Origin of the sequence: Bacillus sp. JH7 (genome assembly GCF_001563515.1) — a bacterium.
Classification (GTDB): Bacteria; Bacillota; Bacilli; order Bacillales; family Bacillaceae_G; genus Bacillus_A; species Bacillus_A cereus.
Genome location: NZ_LPUS01000011.1, coordinates 52,353 through 68,548 on the forward strand (window position 1 = coordinate 52,353; position 16,196 = coordinate 68,548).

Below are 16,196 nucleotides of genomic sequence, written 5' to 3' on the forward strand. Positions count from 1 at the left end.
AGGTTTTTTCTGTGAAATATAATTTTTTTAAATTACTGTTATGTAGCAAATGGAAGCCTTTACTCTCGGTTATTTTTGGAAGAGGCTTTTTGAACCAAGGAGTTCCTTATGTTATAATCAAATTTCTGTTTCGAAGACCTTATAGAAATATAAGGTCTTTTGTTTTGCTTTTTTATGTAAGAGGAAGAGATTCTTTCTTTTTAATAAGGGATTTGGCATATTTTTAGGGACAACATAAGTATGTGGGAAGTCGATAAAATGTTATGCATATATAATTATTGTGTTTTGGTTTTAAACAATAAAACATAATAAAGTTGTTTTTTTAGATTGCTGAGGAAGGAGGAAGTGTAAATGAGGATGAAGAGTCGAAAAACTGATTGGCCTGTATTTATTATTAGTGGTGGTTCACTTTTATTATTTGTAATTGCAGTTTTTTTGAACAAGGATTATGTAGAGAGTGCGATTAATAAAAGTTTCGCTTTTTCAATTAAATATTTCGGTGCCTTCTGGCAAGTTTTATTATTAGGTACATTTATTGTTGCGATGTGTATGGCGTTCTCCAAATATGGGAGAGTTAAGCTTGGAGGATTAGAAAAACCTGAGATTAGTACGGCAAAATGGCTTGCTATTATTATGTCTACATTACTTGCCGGAGGTGGCGTTTTTTGGGCAGCAGCAGAGCCAATGTATCATTTGATGACGGTGCCACCAATACATGATGGTATATCTGCTGGAACGAAAGAAGCAGTCATGCCTGCTTTAGCACAAAGTTATATGCATTGGGGATTTTTAGCATGGACGATTTTAGGTACAATTAGTGCGGTAGTTATGATGTATGGACATTATCATAAAGATATGCCGCTAAAACCTCGAACGCTTTTATATCCTATTTTTGGGGAAAAATTAAGAAAGAGCCTGCTTGGAACGATAATTGATGCAGCTGCAATTATTGCAGTAGCTGCAGGTACAATTGGCCCAATTGGATTTTTAGGTTTACAAGCAAGTTATGGATTACAAGAATTATTTGGAATTTCTGATGTGTTTACTACTCAATTAGCAATTATTGTTTGTGTGGTGGCCGTGTCTACCATATCGGCAGTAACAGGTATTGATAAAGGGATTCAAATTATAAGTAATTTAAATGTTAGATTAGCAATTGTATTAATGGCATTCATATTACTATTTGGGCCAGGTGGATTTATTATTGATTCGTTTGTTTCTTCGTTTGGATTTTATGTAAATGAGTTTATACCGATGAGCACATACCGTGGTGATACAAGTTGGTTAGGATCTTGGACAATCTTTTTCTGGGGATGGTTTATTGGATACGGACCAATGATGGCAATTTTAGTGAGTCGAATTTCAAGAGGGAGAACGATTCGAGAAATCATCGTTGCAATTGGAATTATCGCACCTATTATTACAACGTTTTGGTTTACTATATTAGGTGGATCAGGCGTGTTTTATGAGTTGATGAATCCTGGGTCTATCTCGGACGCATTAAGTGAATCTGGTATGCCGGCAGCTATGATTGCAATTACAGGACAATTGCCACTTTCTAATATTATTGGACCAGCATTTCTTTTATTAACAATTTTATTTGTAGTGACAACAGGAGATTCAATGGCGTATTCCATTTCCATGGCAGTGACTGGAGACGGAGATCCTAGAATTAGTTTGCGAATTTTTTGGTCGCTTATTATGGGCGCAGTTGCAGCAATTCTTTTATATATGGGTGAAGGAAGTATTAATGCGCTACAATCGTTTATCGTGGTGACGGCAGTTCCGGTATCAATTTTGTTATTCCCAATGCTATGGTTAGCACCTAAAGTTGCGGGAGAATTAGCATTAAAACAAGGTATTGTAAAAGAAGAAGATAAAACTGCATTCTTATTTCAGAAGGCTAGTAAATCAAAATAAATAAAAACATAAAAGAGGAAGCATCTTAAATGAGATGCTTCCTCTTTTACGTTTAATCTAATACTTTTCCCTTTGTTTCTGGTACACATAGTAGCATTGTAATTAACCCGATTGGGTAGATGATAAAAATCAAGGACAATGCTCCAAGTAAGTTGCCACCTGTAGCGAGTAAGCCAATAATAACAGGCCCAAATCCAGCTAACCCACGTCCTGTTCCGAAAATAAAGTTTTCAGCGGTAGAGCGAGCTTCAGCAGGATAGTTTTCAGCTAAAATTGCCCCAAATCCTCCCATCATTCCATTTGCAAAGAATCCAAGCAATGCACTTCCCCATAATAATAATGTTGAATCTGTGAATAAGAAGAAGTAAATGAGACAGTATACTGTACCGCCAATATAATAGATTGCAAAAGTTTTACGGCGACCAATTTTATCAGCTAGAATACCAAAGATTGCAATTCCAATTAGCATACCGATGGTAGAAATGAACATCCAGCCACTTGCTTTTGCTAATGTATAGTTATATTTATTTGCTAAAATAGTGGGCATCCATGTGAAGATTCCGTAATATCCGAAGTTTTGGATAAACGACATAATAATGAGACCGATTGTTGTAATTGTTACTTTTTTATTGGCAAATAACTTTCGAAGTGGGAATTTTTTTATATGTTTTAGTTGTTCTGCTTCAGTAGTTGTTAATTTACCTGTAGCTTCTTTTTGCAACAGTTCCTTTTTGTAGCGTTGTTTTTGCTCCCATATTTTCGGTTCACTTAAACTTTTACGGACATAGACAGCTAGTAAAGCTGGAATTAATCCAAATAAGAAAACGGCTCTCCATCCAAAGTGCGGGACAATAAATGCTGGAAGGAGTGAAGCAACCAGTACACCAAATTGCCATCCAAGTGCAACAACAGATGTCGCTTTAGCGCGCATTTCTTTAGACCATGTTTCTGTTACAATGGCCATTCCGATTCCGAATTCACCACCAACACCCATTCCAACTAAAAAGCGCAGAATTAATAATTGCCAGTAGTCTGTTGCGAAATAAATGAGTGCGGTTGCTAGTGAAAACAGTAAGATTGTGAAGGCCATTGTACGAATACGGCCAAATAAATCAGCAATAAATCCAAATAAATAAGAACCAATTAACATCCCTATTGTGGTAGCTAATGTTAAGTTTCCACCTTCAACAGGACTTAAGTGAAACTCTTTTAAAATATAGACAAGTACGAAAGATAATAGCAACATATCTAAACCTTCTGCTGCATATCCTAGCGCAGAACCAAATAATGTTTTATATCTTTTCGCTTTCGTCTCCTCTGTTATTTGTTGTACATCAGTAGTGACGTTCATTATTACTCCTCCTTATTTTCTACAGTCGCTATGGAAGAATAACAAAAGGCCTTCTCACCTGATATGATGAGAAGGCCAAAAAAGCATACGTATCCCCCAAAAAGAACATACGTATATTATATTCCGACTTCCTTCTCAACCTCACGGGGTTGGGTTAAAGGACTGTATTATATTACTTTATTTTTAGCACTCTTCTATTGTATTGTCAAATAAAGAGGAAGTTATTATGTGTAAAATATTTCAAAAAATATTTCGTTCTTCTTGACGCCGACTTCATTATTTTCCCATAATAAAACTAACTAAATAAAAAGGAATGAATCAAAGATGCTAAATTTAGTACTCATGATGATTGAACGAGTCGGACTTATAGTTATTTTAGGATTTTTACTCTCTCATATTAAAACTTTCAGACGCCTCCTTCATAAACAGGATGGCTATGTAGATAAGCTGAAGCTTATTTGTATTTTTTCGGTATTTACAATTGTAAGCAATTACACTGGGATTGAAATAGCAGGAAATACGATTATGAATGAAAACTGGTTACAAGGTGTTTCTTCGTCAAGTACAATTGCGAATACGCGTATTATGGGTGTCGGTATTAGCGGCTTACTTGGTGGCCCTATTGTAGGGGTTGGAGTAGGATTTATTGCTGGTATTCATCGTTATATGCTTGGTGGTACGACAGCGCTAAGCTGCGCAATCTCTTCTATTTTAGCTGGGATTATAACTGGTTATATCGGATATATTTTCAAAAAATATAATCGTACAATTACTCCTAAATTTTCAGCAGTTTTAAGTGTTTTTATCGTATCTTTAGAAATGCTTATGATTTTATTAATTATAGAGGATGGAATTAGCGTTGTGAAAACAATAGCGATACCAATGATTCTTGTAAATAGTTTTGGAAGTTTTATTTTACTTTCTATGATACAAGCTATTTTGCGTCAGGAGGAGAATGCAAAGGCACTGCAGACTCATAAAGTATTACGTATTGCAGATAAAACGTTACCGTATTTCCGCCAAGGCTTAACAGAAGAATCATGTAAGCATGTGGCACAAATTATTCACCGTTTTACAGGAACAGATGCGGTATCCTTAACAGATACAGAGAAAATATTAGCTCATGTTGGATTAGCATCAGATCACCATATTCCTTCACATAGTTTAATAACCGGTTTGTCGAAAGAAGTGTTAAACACAGGGAAAATAATGAAAGCGAAATCACGTGAGGTTATTAATTGTCAACATGAAGGCTGCCCTTTGCAAGCGGCGATTGTAATTCCACTAACTTCGCATGGAAATACGATAGGGACATTAAAACTCTATTTCAAAAATCCTAACCAGTTAAGTCGTGTGGAAGAGGAATTAGCAGAAGGGTTAGCAAAAATATTCTCCACGCAGTTAGAGTTAGGAGAAGCTGAGTTGCAAAGTAAATTACTTCAAGATGCGGAGATAAAAGCATTACAAGCGCAAATTAACCCGCACTTTTTATTTAATGCGATTAATACAGTATCAGCTTTATGCCGAACAGATGTAGAAAAAGCAAGGAAGTTATTATTACAGCTTAGCGTATATTTCCGTTGTAATTTGCAAGGGGCACGTCAGTTATTGATTCCACTAGAACAAGAATTAAACCATGTACAGGCATACTTATCCCTAGAACAAGCAAGGTTCCCAAATAAGTATGAGGTAAAGATGTATATTGAAGATGAGCTAAAGACAACTTTAGTACCACCATTTGTTCTTCAACTATTGGTTGAAAATGCATTGCGACATGCTTTTCCGAAGAAGCAACCAGTATGCGAAGTGGAAGTGCATGTTTTTGAAAAAGAGGGTATGGTTCACTTTGAAGTAAAAGATAATGGACAGGGAATTGAGGAAGAACGTTTAGAACAATTAGGAAAGATGGTAGTTTCGTCAAAGAAAGGGACTGGAACAGCTTTATATAATATTAATGAACGTCTTATTGGATTATTTGGAAAAGAAACGATGCTTCATATCGAAAGTGAATTAAATGAGGGGACAGAGATTACTTTTGTTATTCCAAAAAAAGTAGGGGAGGAAGAGCAGATTGTTAAAAGTACTAGTAGTTGACGATGAAATGTTAGCACGTGATGAACTAAAGTATTTATTAGAGAGAACGAAAGAAGTTGAGATAATTGGTGAGGCTGATTGTGTGGAAGACGCATTAGAAGAACTAATGCAAAGTAGACCAGATATTGTGTTTTTAGATATTCAATTATCCGATGATAACGGATTTGAAATCGCGAATATATTAAAGAAGATGAAAAATCCACCTGCAATTGTATTTGCTACTGCCTATGATCAATATGCGCTGCAAGCATTTGAAGTAGATGCGTTAGACTACATTTTAAAACCATTTGATGAAGAGCGTATTGTGCAGACATTAAAGAAGTATAAAAAACAAAAACAAGCGCAAATAGAAACGAAGCACGAAATAAAGGGGACAGATGTAACAGCAGAGATGCATAAATTAGCATTACCAATTGAAGAATCAATCGTACTTGTGAATATTGAAGATATTATATATGTAGGGCTTGTAGATGGGAAAGTAACAGTAAAAACAATGAGGGAAACGTATGTAACACATGATACACTTGTAATTTTAGAGAAGAAGTTACCACAAGCAAGCTTCATGCGCGTACACCGTAGCTTTATTGCGAATATTAATCATATTACTGAAATTCAGCCATGGTTTAATTCTACTTATAATTTAATCATGAAAGAAGGATCGAAAGTACCTGTTAGCCGTACATATGCAAAAGAACTCAAGAAGCTGCTTCGTATTTAAGAAGCAGCTTTTGTATTTCATCCTTTTATATTTGTAACTGATTCTGTATATTTGACGTTCTGTTATGTAAACGCTTACTTATGCGTTTGTATCCTATACAATAAAGGTACCAAATCGAAAGAGGTGGCCAAAATGAGTACGAAAAAAGTATATAGTTTCTTATCACAAGCATTCATATTCTCAGCTATTATGTTAATTTCTAATATTATTGCAACACATTTACCAATTCCAATGCCTTCATCGGTAATCGGGTTAGTTATTTTATTTAGTCTATTATGTTTAAAAGTTATTAAATTGGAGCAAGTTGAATCACTCGGAACAGCTTTAACAGGTATTATTGGATTCTTATTCGTCCCATCAGGTATTTCAGTTATTAATTCTCTTGGTGTAATGGGGCAATACTTTGTACAAATTTTAACTGTAATTGTTGTAGCAACAGTTATTTTACTCGCTGTAACAGGGTTATTTGCACAATTTATTTTAGGAAAAGATGAAAAAGAAACAGAAGATACAAAAGAATTGAAAGTAGTAAATAAAGGACGCAAGCACGGAAAGGTTGCGTAACCATTGCATTTATATATTGTTAGGAGGTAATGAACATGGCAAGCACAATGACTCCATATTTCGGAATCGTCGTTTCATTAATCGCATACGGAATCGGAACATTATTATTCAAGCATTCAAAAGGGTTCTTCCTATTTACGCCATTATTCGTAGCGATGGTATTAGGGATTGTCTTTCTAAAGGTAGGTAACTTTACTTTTGAAGAATATAATACTGGCGGAAAAATGATTAGTTTCTTCTTAGAGCCAGCAACCATTGCATTTGCTATCCCACTCTATAAACAAGTTGATAAGTTGAAAAAATATTGGTGGCAAATTTTATCAGCTATCGTGGTTGGATCTATTTGCTCAGTAATTGTCGTGTTCATTGTTGCAAAAGCAATCGGTTTAGATACAGCAGTAATGAATTCAATGCTACCACAAGCAGCAACAACAGCAATTGCGTTACCAATTTCAGAAAGTATTGGTGGTATTCCAGCAATTACATCGTTTGCAGTTATTTTCAACGCAGTTATCGTATACGCATTAGGAGCATTATTCTTAAAAACATTTAGAGTGAAACATCCGATTGCAAAAGGTTTAGCACTTGGAACAGCGGGTCATGCATTAGGAGTTGCGGTAGGAATTGAAATGGGTGAGGTAGAGGCAGCAATGGCAAGTATTGCTGTAACGGTAGTTGGGGTTGTAACAGTAGTTGTCATCCCAATGTTCATACCATTCATTGGATAGTAAAACTTACTTAAAAAACAAGAAAAGCAAGCTATTTGTAGGACAGATTTCTACTGATAGCTTGCTTTTTATGTTACAGTAGTGGTAAGACCTATTTAAAAAAATGTAAGTTTCCTTAAATCTTCATTAATACTATGTAGAATACGTTTTGAATTAGGTCATTGTATTGTAAAATAAGAAGTAAGCTACTGTATACCTGTTAAGGTAGGCATATAATGAGTTTATAAAAATCTTAATATGAATGAATAATTAAAAGTAGAAAAGAGAGAGAAATCTACTTAGTAACGTTTTAGTTTATAGGACAGGAGAGAGTATTCGTCGATTATGCAAATAAAAAACCTGTTTCAAAGTAAAGGATTTCAGAGGTTACTCGTATTAGTAATACTTGCTCTCGTGTTATACGGGCTGCAAAGTATGTTGAATTTAATATTAATTACGTTTATTCTCACGTATTTAATGGATCGATTCCAAAAGTTTATTTCCCGCAAATTAGATCATTTCATGCCTATTAATCGAAAAATTATTATAGCATTTCTATATGTAATGTTAATTGGTGGAATTGCTATTACGCTATTTAAATATTTACCAGTATTGACGATACAAATTTCACAACTGATTTACCAATTCAATGTATTTTTAAGAAACCCACCAGATAGTGAACTAATTAAGTATGCAGTTAATGCTGTCAATCATATGGAACTTTCTAAATATGTAGGACAAGGCGTAGACATTTTGTATAAATCGATTACGAATGTTGGTAAATTTGGCCTTCAGGTTTTACTTTCTTTAATTTTGAGTTTGTTTTTCTTATTAGAAAAATCTCGTATTGTTGGTTTTACTGCAAAGTTTAAAGAAAGCAGGCTTGCAATTTTCTATACTGAAATTGAGTACTTCGGAAAGAAATTTGCACGTTCATTTGGAAAGGTAATCGAAGCACAATTTTTAATTGCTGTTGTTAACTGTGTTCTTTCAGTTATCGCATTATGGATATTAGGATTCCCGCAATTATTAGGTTTAGCATTAATGATTTTCTTGCTTGGATTAATTCCAGTAGCGGGGGTTATCATTTCGTTATTCCCACTTTGTATGATTGCTTACAATATTGGCGGTATTATGTACGTTGTTTATATTTTAGTTATCGTAACAGTGATTCATGCGCTTGAAAGTTACGTATTAAATCCGAAGTTTATGTCGCAAAAAACAAATTTACCGATTTTCTATACTTTTATGGTATTAATTTTCTCAGAGCACTTCTTAGGTGTATGGGGACTGATTATCGGTATTCCAATCTTCATTTTCTTACTAGATGTTTTAGACGTGACAAGTGATGAAATGGAGAAGGATGTTGGAAAAAATAAAGTGAAGTAAGAAAAAGCATCGATGTTCGATGCTTTTTCTTTTATAACATGATGTTCCTTATGCCATACTGTAAGAAGAACATAGAATAGGGGTGAAAGAATGGCTGTAAATGAAAAGGTAGAGTTAGCTACATTTGCTGGAGGGTGTTTCTGGTGTATGGTTTCTCCATTTGAAGAGATGGAGGGCATTATACAGGTTATTTCAGGTTATACAGGCGGTCATAAAGAGGACCCAACGTATAAAGAAGTGTGCTCAGAAACAACAGGACATTATGAAGCGGTACAAATTACATTTGATGCAAATAAAATGTCGTATGAGGAATTGTTAAATATATATTGGAGACAAATTGATCCGACCGATATTGGAGGACAATTCCACGACCGCGGACAGTCTTATGAAACAGTGATTTTTTATCATAATGAAGAACAACATAAAAAAGCAGAAGCCTCAAAAGAAGAACTTGAGCAGAGTGGGCGCTTTTCAAAACCAATTGCGACAAAAATACTACCAGCAGCTACATTTTATCCAGCTGAAGAATATCACCAAGGATATCATAAGAAAAACACATTCCGCTATGAGTTATATCGTAAAGGCTCAGGACGAGATGCTTTTATTAAGCAACATTGGCCAAAGGATAATGCCCATTTAAAAGAAAAACTCAATGAGATGCAGTTTTATGTAACGCAGGAAAATGGTACAGAACCACCATTTCGAAATGAGTATTGGAACCATAAAGAGGAAGGTCTTTATGTAGACATCGTTTCAGGTGAGCCGCTATTTACTTCTCTAGACAAATTTGATAGTGGATGTGGATGGCCTAGTTTTACAAAACCAGTTATGTCAGCAAGTGTGAAAGAAAAGATGGATGTGAGTCATAATATGACACGTACAGAAGTGAGAAGTAAAGAAGGAGACTCACATCTTGGGCACGTATTTCCAGACGGTCCAGGACCAAATGGCCTTCGTTACTGTATTAATTCCGCAGCTCTTCGATTTATTCCAAAAGAGGAATTAGAGAAAGAAGGCTATGGTGATTTCCTAATCTTGTTTGGAAATAAAAAATAACCTCGCAGTTAGCGAGGTTATTTTTTGTTATTTTGTTTTTTTCTTTTTAAATTTGCTTAATACTTCATAAACGATTGGAACAATAAGAAGTGTTAATAACGTTGAACTTGTTAATCCACCAATTACCGTTACACCAAGTCCTTTAGAAATTAAGCCACTACCTTCAAATCCTAATGCAAGCGGGATAAGAGCACCGATTGTTGCAATTGCAGTCATTAAAATTGGACGAAGGCGTGTTGCACCAGCTTCTAATAAAGCTTCACGTGTTGATAGTCCTTCATTTTCTTTATGAATAACGCGGTCGATAAGCACGATTGCGTTTGTTACAACGATACCGATTAACATAAGCGCACCAATCATTGCAGACACACTTAATGTTTCACCGGAGATTAATAAGGCAACAAGAGCTCCGATAATTGTAAATGGTAGCGAGAATAAAATTGCGAATGGTGCAAGGGCACCGCCAAATGTAACGACAAGAACGAAGTATACAATGGCAATCGCAGCTAACATCGCTAAGCCAAGTTGCTTAAATGATTCTTCAATATCTTTTGTAACGCCGCCCATAGAAACATCTACGCCAGAAGGAAGATCCATTTTATCTACTTCTTTTTGAACAGCGGCAGATGCTTTTGAAACGTCATCAGATGTTAGTTTTGCACTTACTTCTGCATAAACACGGCCATCGCGGTGTTTCACTGTATTCGAAGTTTCACCTTCTTTTACAGTCATAACATCTTTCACAGCCACTTCATTACCAAGTGGTGTTGTAATTTTACGATTTGTTAAGTCATCGATTGTTTCATAATTTTGTTTTTCAGCTTCTACATATACATTGATATCTTTACCGTCTTTTTTAATTGTTGTCAGAACAGGGCGATCATGTTGATTAGAAAGTCCCATTCCAATTTGAGCAGCCGTTAAGCCCATTTTACTCAGCTTTTCTTGATCTGCGACTAAAGTGTACTCTGCATACGTTTTTGCAATACTAGAATCTATATCTTTTAAGTCTTTATTTTTCTTCATGATATTTTGAATATCTTTTACAACAGGCTTAATGTCTTCTGAGCTATCTCCGTAAACGTATAGTTTAATTTCGTTACTACCGCCACTTGCTCCGAAGTCTTGGTTTTTCCATTCGCCTTTGCCAGACATCTTCTGTAAATCTTTAACGACTTGTTCTTTCTCTTTTTCAAAGTTTTTCGTGTCGTTATCATATTGCACGAAGAACATTGCTTGGTTTGATTGACCAGGACTCATTGGGTTTTCGCCACCTAATGAGAATTGAATTGTTTTGACGTCTTTATTATTTTGGAAGTGCTTCTCAGCTTTTGTTGCAATTTTTTCAACGTCTTCTAACGTTTGACCTGGTTCAGGGTTGTATGTTGCGATAATCATTTTTTCTTCTTCAGAAGGTAAGAAACTTACACCGATAACTGGTACAAGTGCAAGACTACCAACTAATAGAAGGACAGCGATACTTGATGTAATAATTTTGTGATTTAAAGCCCATGCAAGTATGCGTTTATACCCATTTGCTAATTTACTTGGTTTTTCTTCATGATGTACTTCTTTTTCCCTCATGCTCTCTTTCTTAAATAAGGAATGAGCTAGCATCGGTACGATTGTAACTGCTACTAGTAATGATGCTAATAAAGCGAAGACGATAGTTAAGGCAAATGGTAAGAACATTTCACCAATCATACCTTTTACTAGTCCAAGTGGTAAAAATACAGCAATTGTTACGATGGTAGAAGACATAATTGGGATAAACATTTCTTTCGTAGCTTCACGAATTAAATCTTTTCCGCGCAATTTCTCTTCTGATAACGACATACGTCGGTAAATATTTTCAATAACAACAATTGAGTCATCGACAACGCGGCCTATAGCAACGGTCATTGCTCCAAGTGTCATAATGTTAAGCGTAATATCCATTTGCTTTATGACTAAAACAGCAATTAATAAAGAAAGTGGTATTGAAACGACAGAGATTAACGTTGTTCGAATATTTCGTAGGAACAGCATGATAATAACGATCGCAAAGATAGCACCGAAAATTGCTTTGCTTAGCATTGTTTCAACTGATTTTTCAATAGGTGCACCTTGGTCGAATGTTGAAATGATCTCTAAATCTTTATATTTTTTCTCAAGATCTTTTACTTTATCTTTTACTGCATTTACAACATCAACTGTATTTGCATCAGAGGCCTTCACAATTTGAATTCCAATTGCTTCTTTTCCATTTGTTCGAGAAATAGATTCTGCTTTCCCAACTTCTTTAATGTCAGCAATTTCTTCTAATGTAACTGTTGGAATCCCGTTCATAGCAGCTGGATTCATTTGCGGCGTTTGTGAACCAGCGCCAGCATTTTGACTACCTTGACCGTTAGGTGAGGAAGGTATAGCTGGGATTTTAAGTTCTTTTAATGCTTTAATCGTTGTAATATTGCCATCTACAACAACTGATTTTTCCGTGTCTTTAAATGTGTATAAGCCAAGTGGTAAAGATACATCCGATCCCTTAATAACATTTTTTACAGTATCTTCACTTAGTCCTAGTTCTTTCATTTTATCTTTCTTGAAGACAAGCTGTACTTCATCTACTTGTTGGCCAGCAATTTGGACAGATGCAACACCATCAAGTCCTTTTAATCCTGGTACAACATTCTTTTCTACATTTTCAGTTAAGGTAGCTAAAGATTCATTCTTGCTTGCTACGCTTAACGAAATAACAGGAAAGGCATTGAAGTTTACTCGTGAAACTTTAGGATCTTTAACACCTTCTGGGAGCTTTACATTTGTGAGAGCTTCTTTAATTTCTGTTTCTGCTTTTTCCATATTTTTATCAAAATCGTATTCTACTTGAATAGAAGATGCGTTTTGAAAAGATGATGAGCTCACAACGTTAACACCACTTAAATTTTGTAGTTGTTCTTCCATCGGCTTTGAAACTTTATCAGCTACTTCTTCTGGTGTAGCACCAGGATAGACCGTAGTTACTGTCACAATCGGTGTTGTAATATCAGGAATTGTTTCCAGCTTCATATTGAGTCCAGAGTAGATCCCGGCAATAGTAACAATAATGGTTAGTAGCCAAACTGCGAACTTATTTTTTAACGAGAAATTGATGATTTTGTTCATGTTTGCGCTCCCTTTTTATTATATTGACCAACTGGTCAGTCTAATACATAATATAACTGACCGTTCGGTCAATCGTCAATAAAAAGAGATGGTATAATACATTTATAATAAGATGCGAGATTAAATTTAGGAGAGAAGATATGAAAGAAAAAGAGCGTTTGATTATAGAATCGGCTATGAAGTTATTTGCTACTAAGGGTGTAAATGCGACATCAGTGCAGGAAATTGTGACAGCTAGTGGTATATCTAAGGGAGCTTTTTACTTATATTTTAAATCGAAAGATGAGCTTTTATTAGCGACACTTCGATATTATTATGACAAAATCCAAAAGAAAATGCTGGATATTGAACAAGAGTCTTTATTACCACGTGAAAAATTTGCAAAACAATTACATTGTCAGTTTAATGATATACAAAAGCATAAAGAATTTATTATTATGCATGCGAGAGAAAATGCAATTCCGTTTAATAAAGAAGTAGAAGAATTTATGATGCGGATGAAGTTAGAGTCTCATGCATTTTATCGGAATAGTTTATTGTCCATTTATGGTGAAAAGGTTATGCCATATTTATTGGATTTAGTAATTATAGTAGAAGGCATATGCCGTGGTTATTTAGAATTAATTATTTTACAAGCACCAGAAATTGATTTATCGTATGTCGCTGCTTTTATTTTAAAAAGAGTAGATCATTTAGTAGATGGTTTGGTAGAATCTTCGGAAGAACCTATTTTACATGAAGAAAAGCTTGGAGAATTCCTTTGTAAATCAGAGCTTATTAAGGAACAAGTTAAAGAGCATTTTTTAAAAGAAATTATTGTATTTAAGCGTAGTTTAGCTGATCAATTAGAGGATGATGAGTTGTTAGTAACGTTAGATGTTTTAGAGGCGGAAATACGATTGCTTAATCCAAGAATTCCAGTAATTAGAGGTATGTTAGCAAATTTAGAGGCGTATCCGGAATTAAAAGAATTTCGATTACGACTTATAGGATACTACAATATAAAAAATTCTTAATAAAAATAAGTAAAAAACTCCTTGTCTACACAAGGAGTTTTTTCTTAAAGACTATTTACTATTTTGAGACCATTCTTCAACATCCCAAACTTTTGTAATCCAATCTTCATAGAAGTCTGGTTCGTGACATACAAGGAGGATTGTTCCTTTATATGCTTTCATAGCCTTCTTAAGTTCCGCTTTTGCTGTAACATCAAGATGGTTTGTCGGCTCATCAAATAGTAGCCAGTTACTTTCCTCACCCATTAGCTTACATAAACGAACTTTTGCTTGTTCTCCACCACTTAATTGACTTAATGGGCGAGAAATATGTTCATTTTTTAATCCGCATTTTGCTAACATCGCACGAATTTGATGCTGGTCTAAACCAGGGAATGTATTCCATACATCATCAATTGGTGTTATATTGTCAGCTTTAACTTCTTGCTCAAAGTATGCAGGCTCTAAGAAGTCACCAAGGCTTGTTTTACCGCTTAAAGGCTTAATTTTACCTAAGATTGTTTTTAGTAACGTTGATTTACCAACACCGTTACATCCAACAATAGCAATTTTTTCACCACGTTCGATCGTCATTGATAGCTTTGGTAGTAGCGGATGTGTATATCCGATTTCTACATTTTCACCTTCAAAGACGAAGCGACTACTTGCGCGACTTTCTTTAAATGAGAATTCAGGTTTAATTGCTGTTTCTGGGCGATCAATAAGTTCCATGCGATCAAGTTGCTTTTGACGACTCTTTGCACGACCTGTCGTTGAATAACGAGCCTTGTTTTTTGCAATGAAGTCTTCTTGCTTTTTGATAAACTCGCGCTGCTTTTCATAAGCGTTTATATGTTGATTTTTATTGATTTCTGCTAGTTCTAGGAATTTTTCATATGTCGCTGTATAGCGTGTCATTTTTGTGAATTCTAGATGGAAAATAACATCAACACATTTGTTCATAAATTCTGTATCATGAGAAATTAATAAGAATGCATGTGGGTATTCTTTCAAATAATTTGTTAACCAATGAATATGTTCAACGTCTAAATAGTTAGTAGGTTCATCAAGCAATAACACTTCTGGCTGTTCAAGTAATAGCTTTGCAAGCAATACCTTTGTACGTTGTCCACCACTTAGTGCTGAAACATCACGATCTAAACCAATAGCATCAATTCCAAGACCACGTGCAGCCTCTTCAATTTTCATATCTAGTAAATAGAAACCACCTGCTTCAAGTGCATCTTGTATTTCTGCCATTTGTTCAAGAAGTTCTTCTAGTTCTTCTGGTGTAGCAGTTCCCATTTTTTCTGTAACTTCATTTAAAGCTTTTTCCTTTTCGAATAACGGTAAAAATGCATCCGCTAGTACGTCACGGATTGTACGTCCAGGCGTTAAAACAGTATGCTGATCTAAGTAGCCGTAATGTGTGCCCGGTGTCCATTCTACACGACCTTGGTCATGAATAAGCTGACCAGTAATGATATTCATGAATGTTGATTTACCAACACCGTTTGCACCAACTAATCCAACGTGCTCACCTGCTAATAATCGCATAGATACATCTTTAAATAATGTACGATCACCAAATGTATGTCCTAATTTTTCAACTGTTAATAAGCTCATAGTATCCTCCGTCCAACTTGAAATAGTACCTTGAATCATGATACTAAATTCTTTCATATAATGCCATCATTTCAAAATGTATATATTTTCAAAACAAGCTAATGTACAAATGTTTATTGCTCATTTCCCAGACTTTTATGGTCCAAATGCAAAAAGCACACTTGTCCATCATACATTAAAGGCAATACTTACAAATAAAATGTCTAGCTTTGTTGGAGATAAAAAGATTGCCCGTGAATATATTTTCACACCAGATGGTGCAAAAGCAATGGTTAAATTAGCTTCACATGATGAGGCTTATGGACAAAATTGGAACATAACAGATTATGGTGTCATTACAGGTGAGGAAATGATTCAACACATACGGGAATTAGCGGGATATACCAAACGAATAATAACTGTAAAAAGAGGAATGATCCAGTTCATTGGTCTGTTTGATAAGCAGATGAAAGAATTTGTGGAAATGCTATATTTGACGGAAAAACCAGTTGTATTAAGTGGAGAGAAATACGAGAAATGTATTGGAGAGTTACCAAAAACTTCTTATTATGATGGGTTAAAAGAAACAATTATGTATATGAAAAACAGATGTAAATAAAGAAGTTAAGTTCCTTTTCATGATTTTGAAAAGG

Annotated in this window: 11 protein-coding genes and 1 pseudogene; 9 read left to right on the top strand and 3 right to left on the bottom strand. The window is 35.0% G+C overall.

Annotated features, from left to right (window positions below; genetic code table 11):
* Positions 1–351 precede the first annotated feature (351 nt).
* Entirely contained in the window at positions 352–1,920 is a 1,569-nt protein-coding gene (locus AU379_RS17690) for a BCCT family transporter (protein WP_001242442.1), read from the top strand.
* A 52-nt stretch (positions 1,921–1,972) separates the two neighbouring features.
* On the opposite strand, the gene AU379_RS17695 is transcribed toward AU379_RS17690, so the two are convergent.
* On the bottom strand, positions 1,973–3,271 hold the full coding sequence (locus AU379_RS17695; protein WP_001103408.1) for an MFS transporter: 1,299 nt from the start codon (positions 3,269–3,271) through the stop codon (positions 1,973–1,975).
* Positions 3,272–3,595: 324 nt separating this feature from the next.
* Here AU379_RS17695 and lytS point away from each other — a divergent pair, with 324 nt between their 5' ends.
* The 6 genes from lytS to msrB all read left to right on the top strand — a co-directional run bounded on the left by lytS (position 3,596) and on the right by msrB (position 9,799).
* Positions 3,596–5,365 carry a two-component system sensor histidine kinase LytS gene (gene lytS / locus AU379_RS17700; RefSeq protein ID WP_000933589.1) on the top strand — a complete coding sequence of 590 codons (1,770 nt, stop codon included), beginning with the start codon at positions 3,596–3,598 and terminating at the stop codon, positions 5,363–5,365.
* Positions 5,343–6,083, top strand: coding sequence for a LytTR family DNA-binding domain-containing protein (locus tag AU379_RS17705; RefSeq protein WP_000921840.1), 741 nt, complete (start codon positions 5,343–5,345; stop codon positions 6,081–6,083). Before lytS ends, AU379_RS17705 begins: the two co-directional genes overlap by 23 nt.
* A gap of 132 nt (positions 6,084–6,215) precedes the next feature.
* Complete coding sequence (lrgA, locus tag AU379_RS17710) at positions 6,216–6,647, top strand: antiholin-like murein hydrolase modulator LrgA (RefSeq protein ID WP_000104901.1); 432 nt, start codon at positions 6,216–6,218, stop codon at positions 6,645–6,647.
* 35 nt (positions 6,648–6,682) lie between these two features.
* Positions 6,683–7,375, top strand: a complete 693-nt coding sequence (lrgB, locus tag AU379_RS17715) for an antiholin-like protein LrgB (protein ID WP_000168868.1) — start codon at positions 6,683–6,685, stop codon at positions 7,373–7,375.
* Between the two features lie 324 nt (positions 7,376–7,699).
* Entirely contained in the window at positions 7,700–8,743 is a 1,044-nt protein-coding gene (locus AU379_RS17720; protein ID WP_001166010.1) for an AI-2E family transporter, read from the top strand.
* 90 nt (positions 8,744–8,833) lie between these two features.
* Positions 8,834–9,799, top strand: coding sequence for a peptide-methionine (R)-S-oxide reductase MsrB (msrB, locus tag AU379_RS17725; RefSeq protein WP_000290174.1), 966 nt, complete (start codon positions 8,834–8,836; stop codon positions 9,797–9,799).
* Between the two features lie 27 nt (positions 9,800–9,826).
* On the opposite strand, the gene AU379_RS17730 is transcribed toward msrB, so the two are convergent.
* Positions 9,827–12,943, bottom strand: a complete 3,117-nt coding sequence (locus AU379_RS17730) for an efflux RND transporter permease subunit (protein WP_061139573.1) — start codon at positions 12,941–12,943, stop codon at positions 9,827–9,829.
* Positions 12,944–13,083: 140 nt separating this feature from the next.
* Between AU379_RS17730 and AU379_RS17735 the strand changes: the two genes are divergently transcribed.
* The gene (locus AU379_RS17735) at positions 13,084–13,959 is read left to right on the top strand and encodes a TetR/AcrR family transcriptional regulator (RefSeq protein WP_000659645.1); all 876 of its coding nucleotides are present in this window, start codon (positions 13,084–13,086) and stop codon (positions 13,957–13,959) included.
* A gap of 51 nt (positions 13,960–14,010) precedes the next feature.
* Here the strand turns inward: AU379_RS17735 and AU379_RS17740 are convergent, their stop codons facing one another.
* Positions 14,011–15,564 carry an ABC-F family ATP-binding cassette domain-containing protein gene (locus AU379_RS17740; protein WP_000055410.1) on the bottom strand — a complete coding sequence of 518 codons (1,554 nt, stop codon included), beginning with the start codon at positions 15,562–15,564 and terminating at the stop codon, positions 14,011–14,013.
* 88 nt (positions 15,565–15,652) lie between these two features.
* On the opposite strand from AU379_RS17740, the pseudogene AU379_RS17745 reads away from it, so the two are divergent.
* Positions 15,653–16,162, top strand: a pseudogene (locus AU379_RS17745) (NAD-dependent epimerase/dehydratase family protein); the annotation flags it as partial.
* Between the last annotated feature and the right edge of the window lie 34 nt (positions 16,163–16,196).

Bases quoted from the DNA above. Each gene is read 5' to 3' on its own strand.
- AU379_RS17730 (WP_061139573.1), bottom strand. From the start codon at position 12,943: ATGAACAAAATCATCAATTTCTCGTTAAAAAATAAGTTCGCAGTTTGG.
- AU379_RS17740 (WP_000055410.1), bottom strand. From the start codon at position 15,564: ATGAGCTTATTAACAGTTGAAAAATTAGGACATACATTTGGTGATCGT.
- AU379_RS17735 (WP_000659645.1), top strand. From the start codon at position 13,084: ATGAAAGAAAAAGAGCGTTTGATTATAGAATCGGCTATGAAGTTATTT.
- lytS (WP_000933589.1), top strand. From the start codon at position 3,596: ATGCTAAATTTAGTACTCATGATGATTGAACGAGTCGGACTTATAGTT.
- lrgB (WP_000168868.1), top strand. From the start codon at position 6,683: ATGGCAAGCACAATGACTCCATATTTCGGAATCGTCGTTTCATTAATC.
- AU379_RS17690 (WP_001242442.1), top strand. From the start codon at position 352: ATGAGGATGAAGAGTCGAAAAACTGATTGGCCTGTATTTATTATTAGT.
- AU379_RS17695 (WP_001103408.1), bottom strand. From the start codon at position 3,271: ATGAACGTCACTACTGATGTACAACAAATAACAGAGGAGACGAAAGCG.
- msrB (WP_000290174.1), top strand. From the start codon at position 8,834: ATGGCTGTAAATGAAAAGGTAGAGTTAGCTACATTTGCTGGAGGGTGT.
- lrgA (WP_000104901.1), top strand. From the start codon at position 6,216: ATGAGTACGAAAAAAGTATATAGTTTCTTATCACAAGCATTCATATTC.
- AU379_RS17720 (WP_001166010.1), top strand. From the start codon at position 7,700: ATGCAAATAAAAAACCTGTTTCAAAGTAAAGGATTTCAGAGGTTACTC.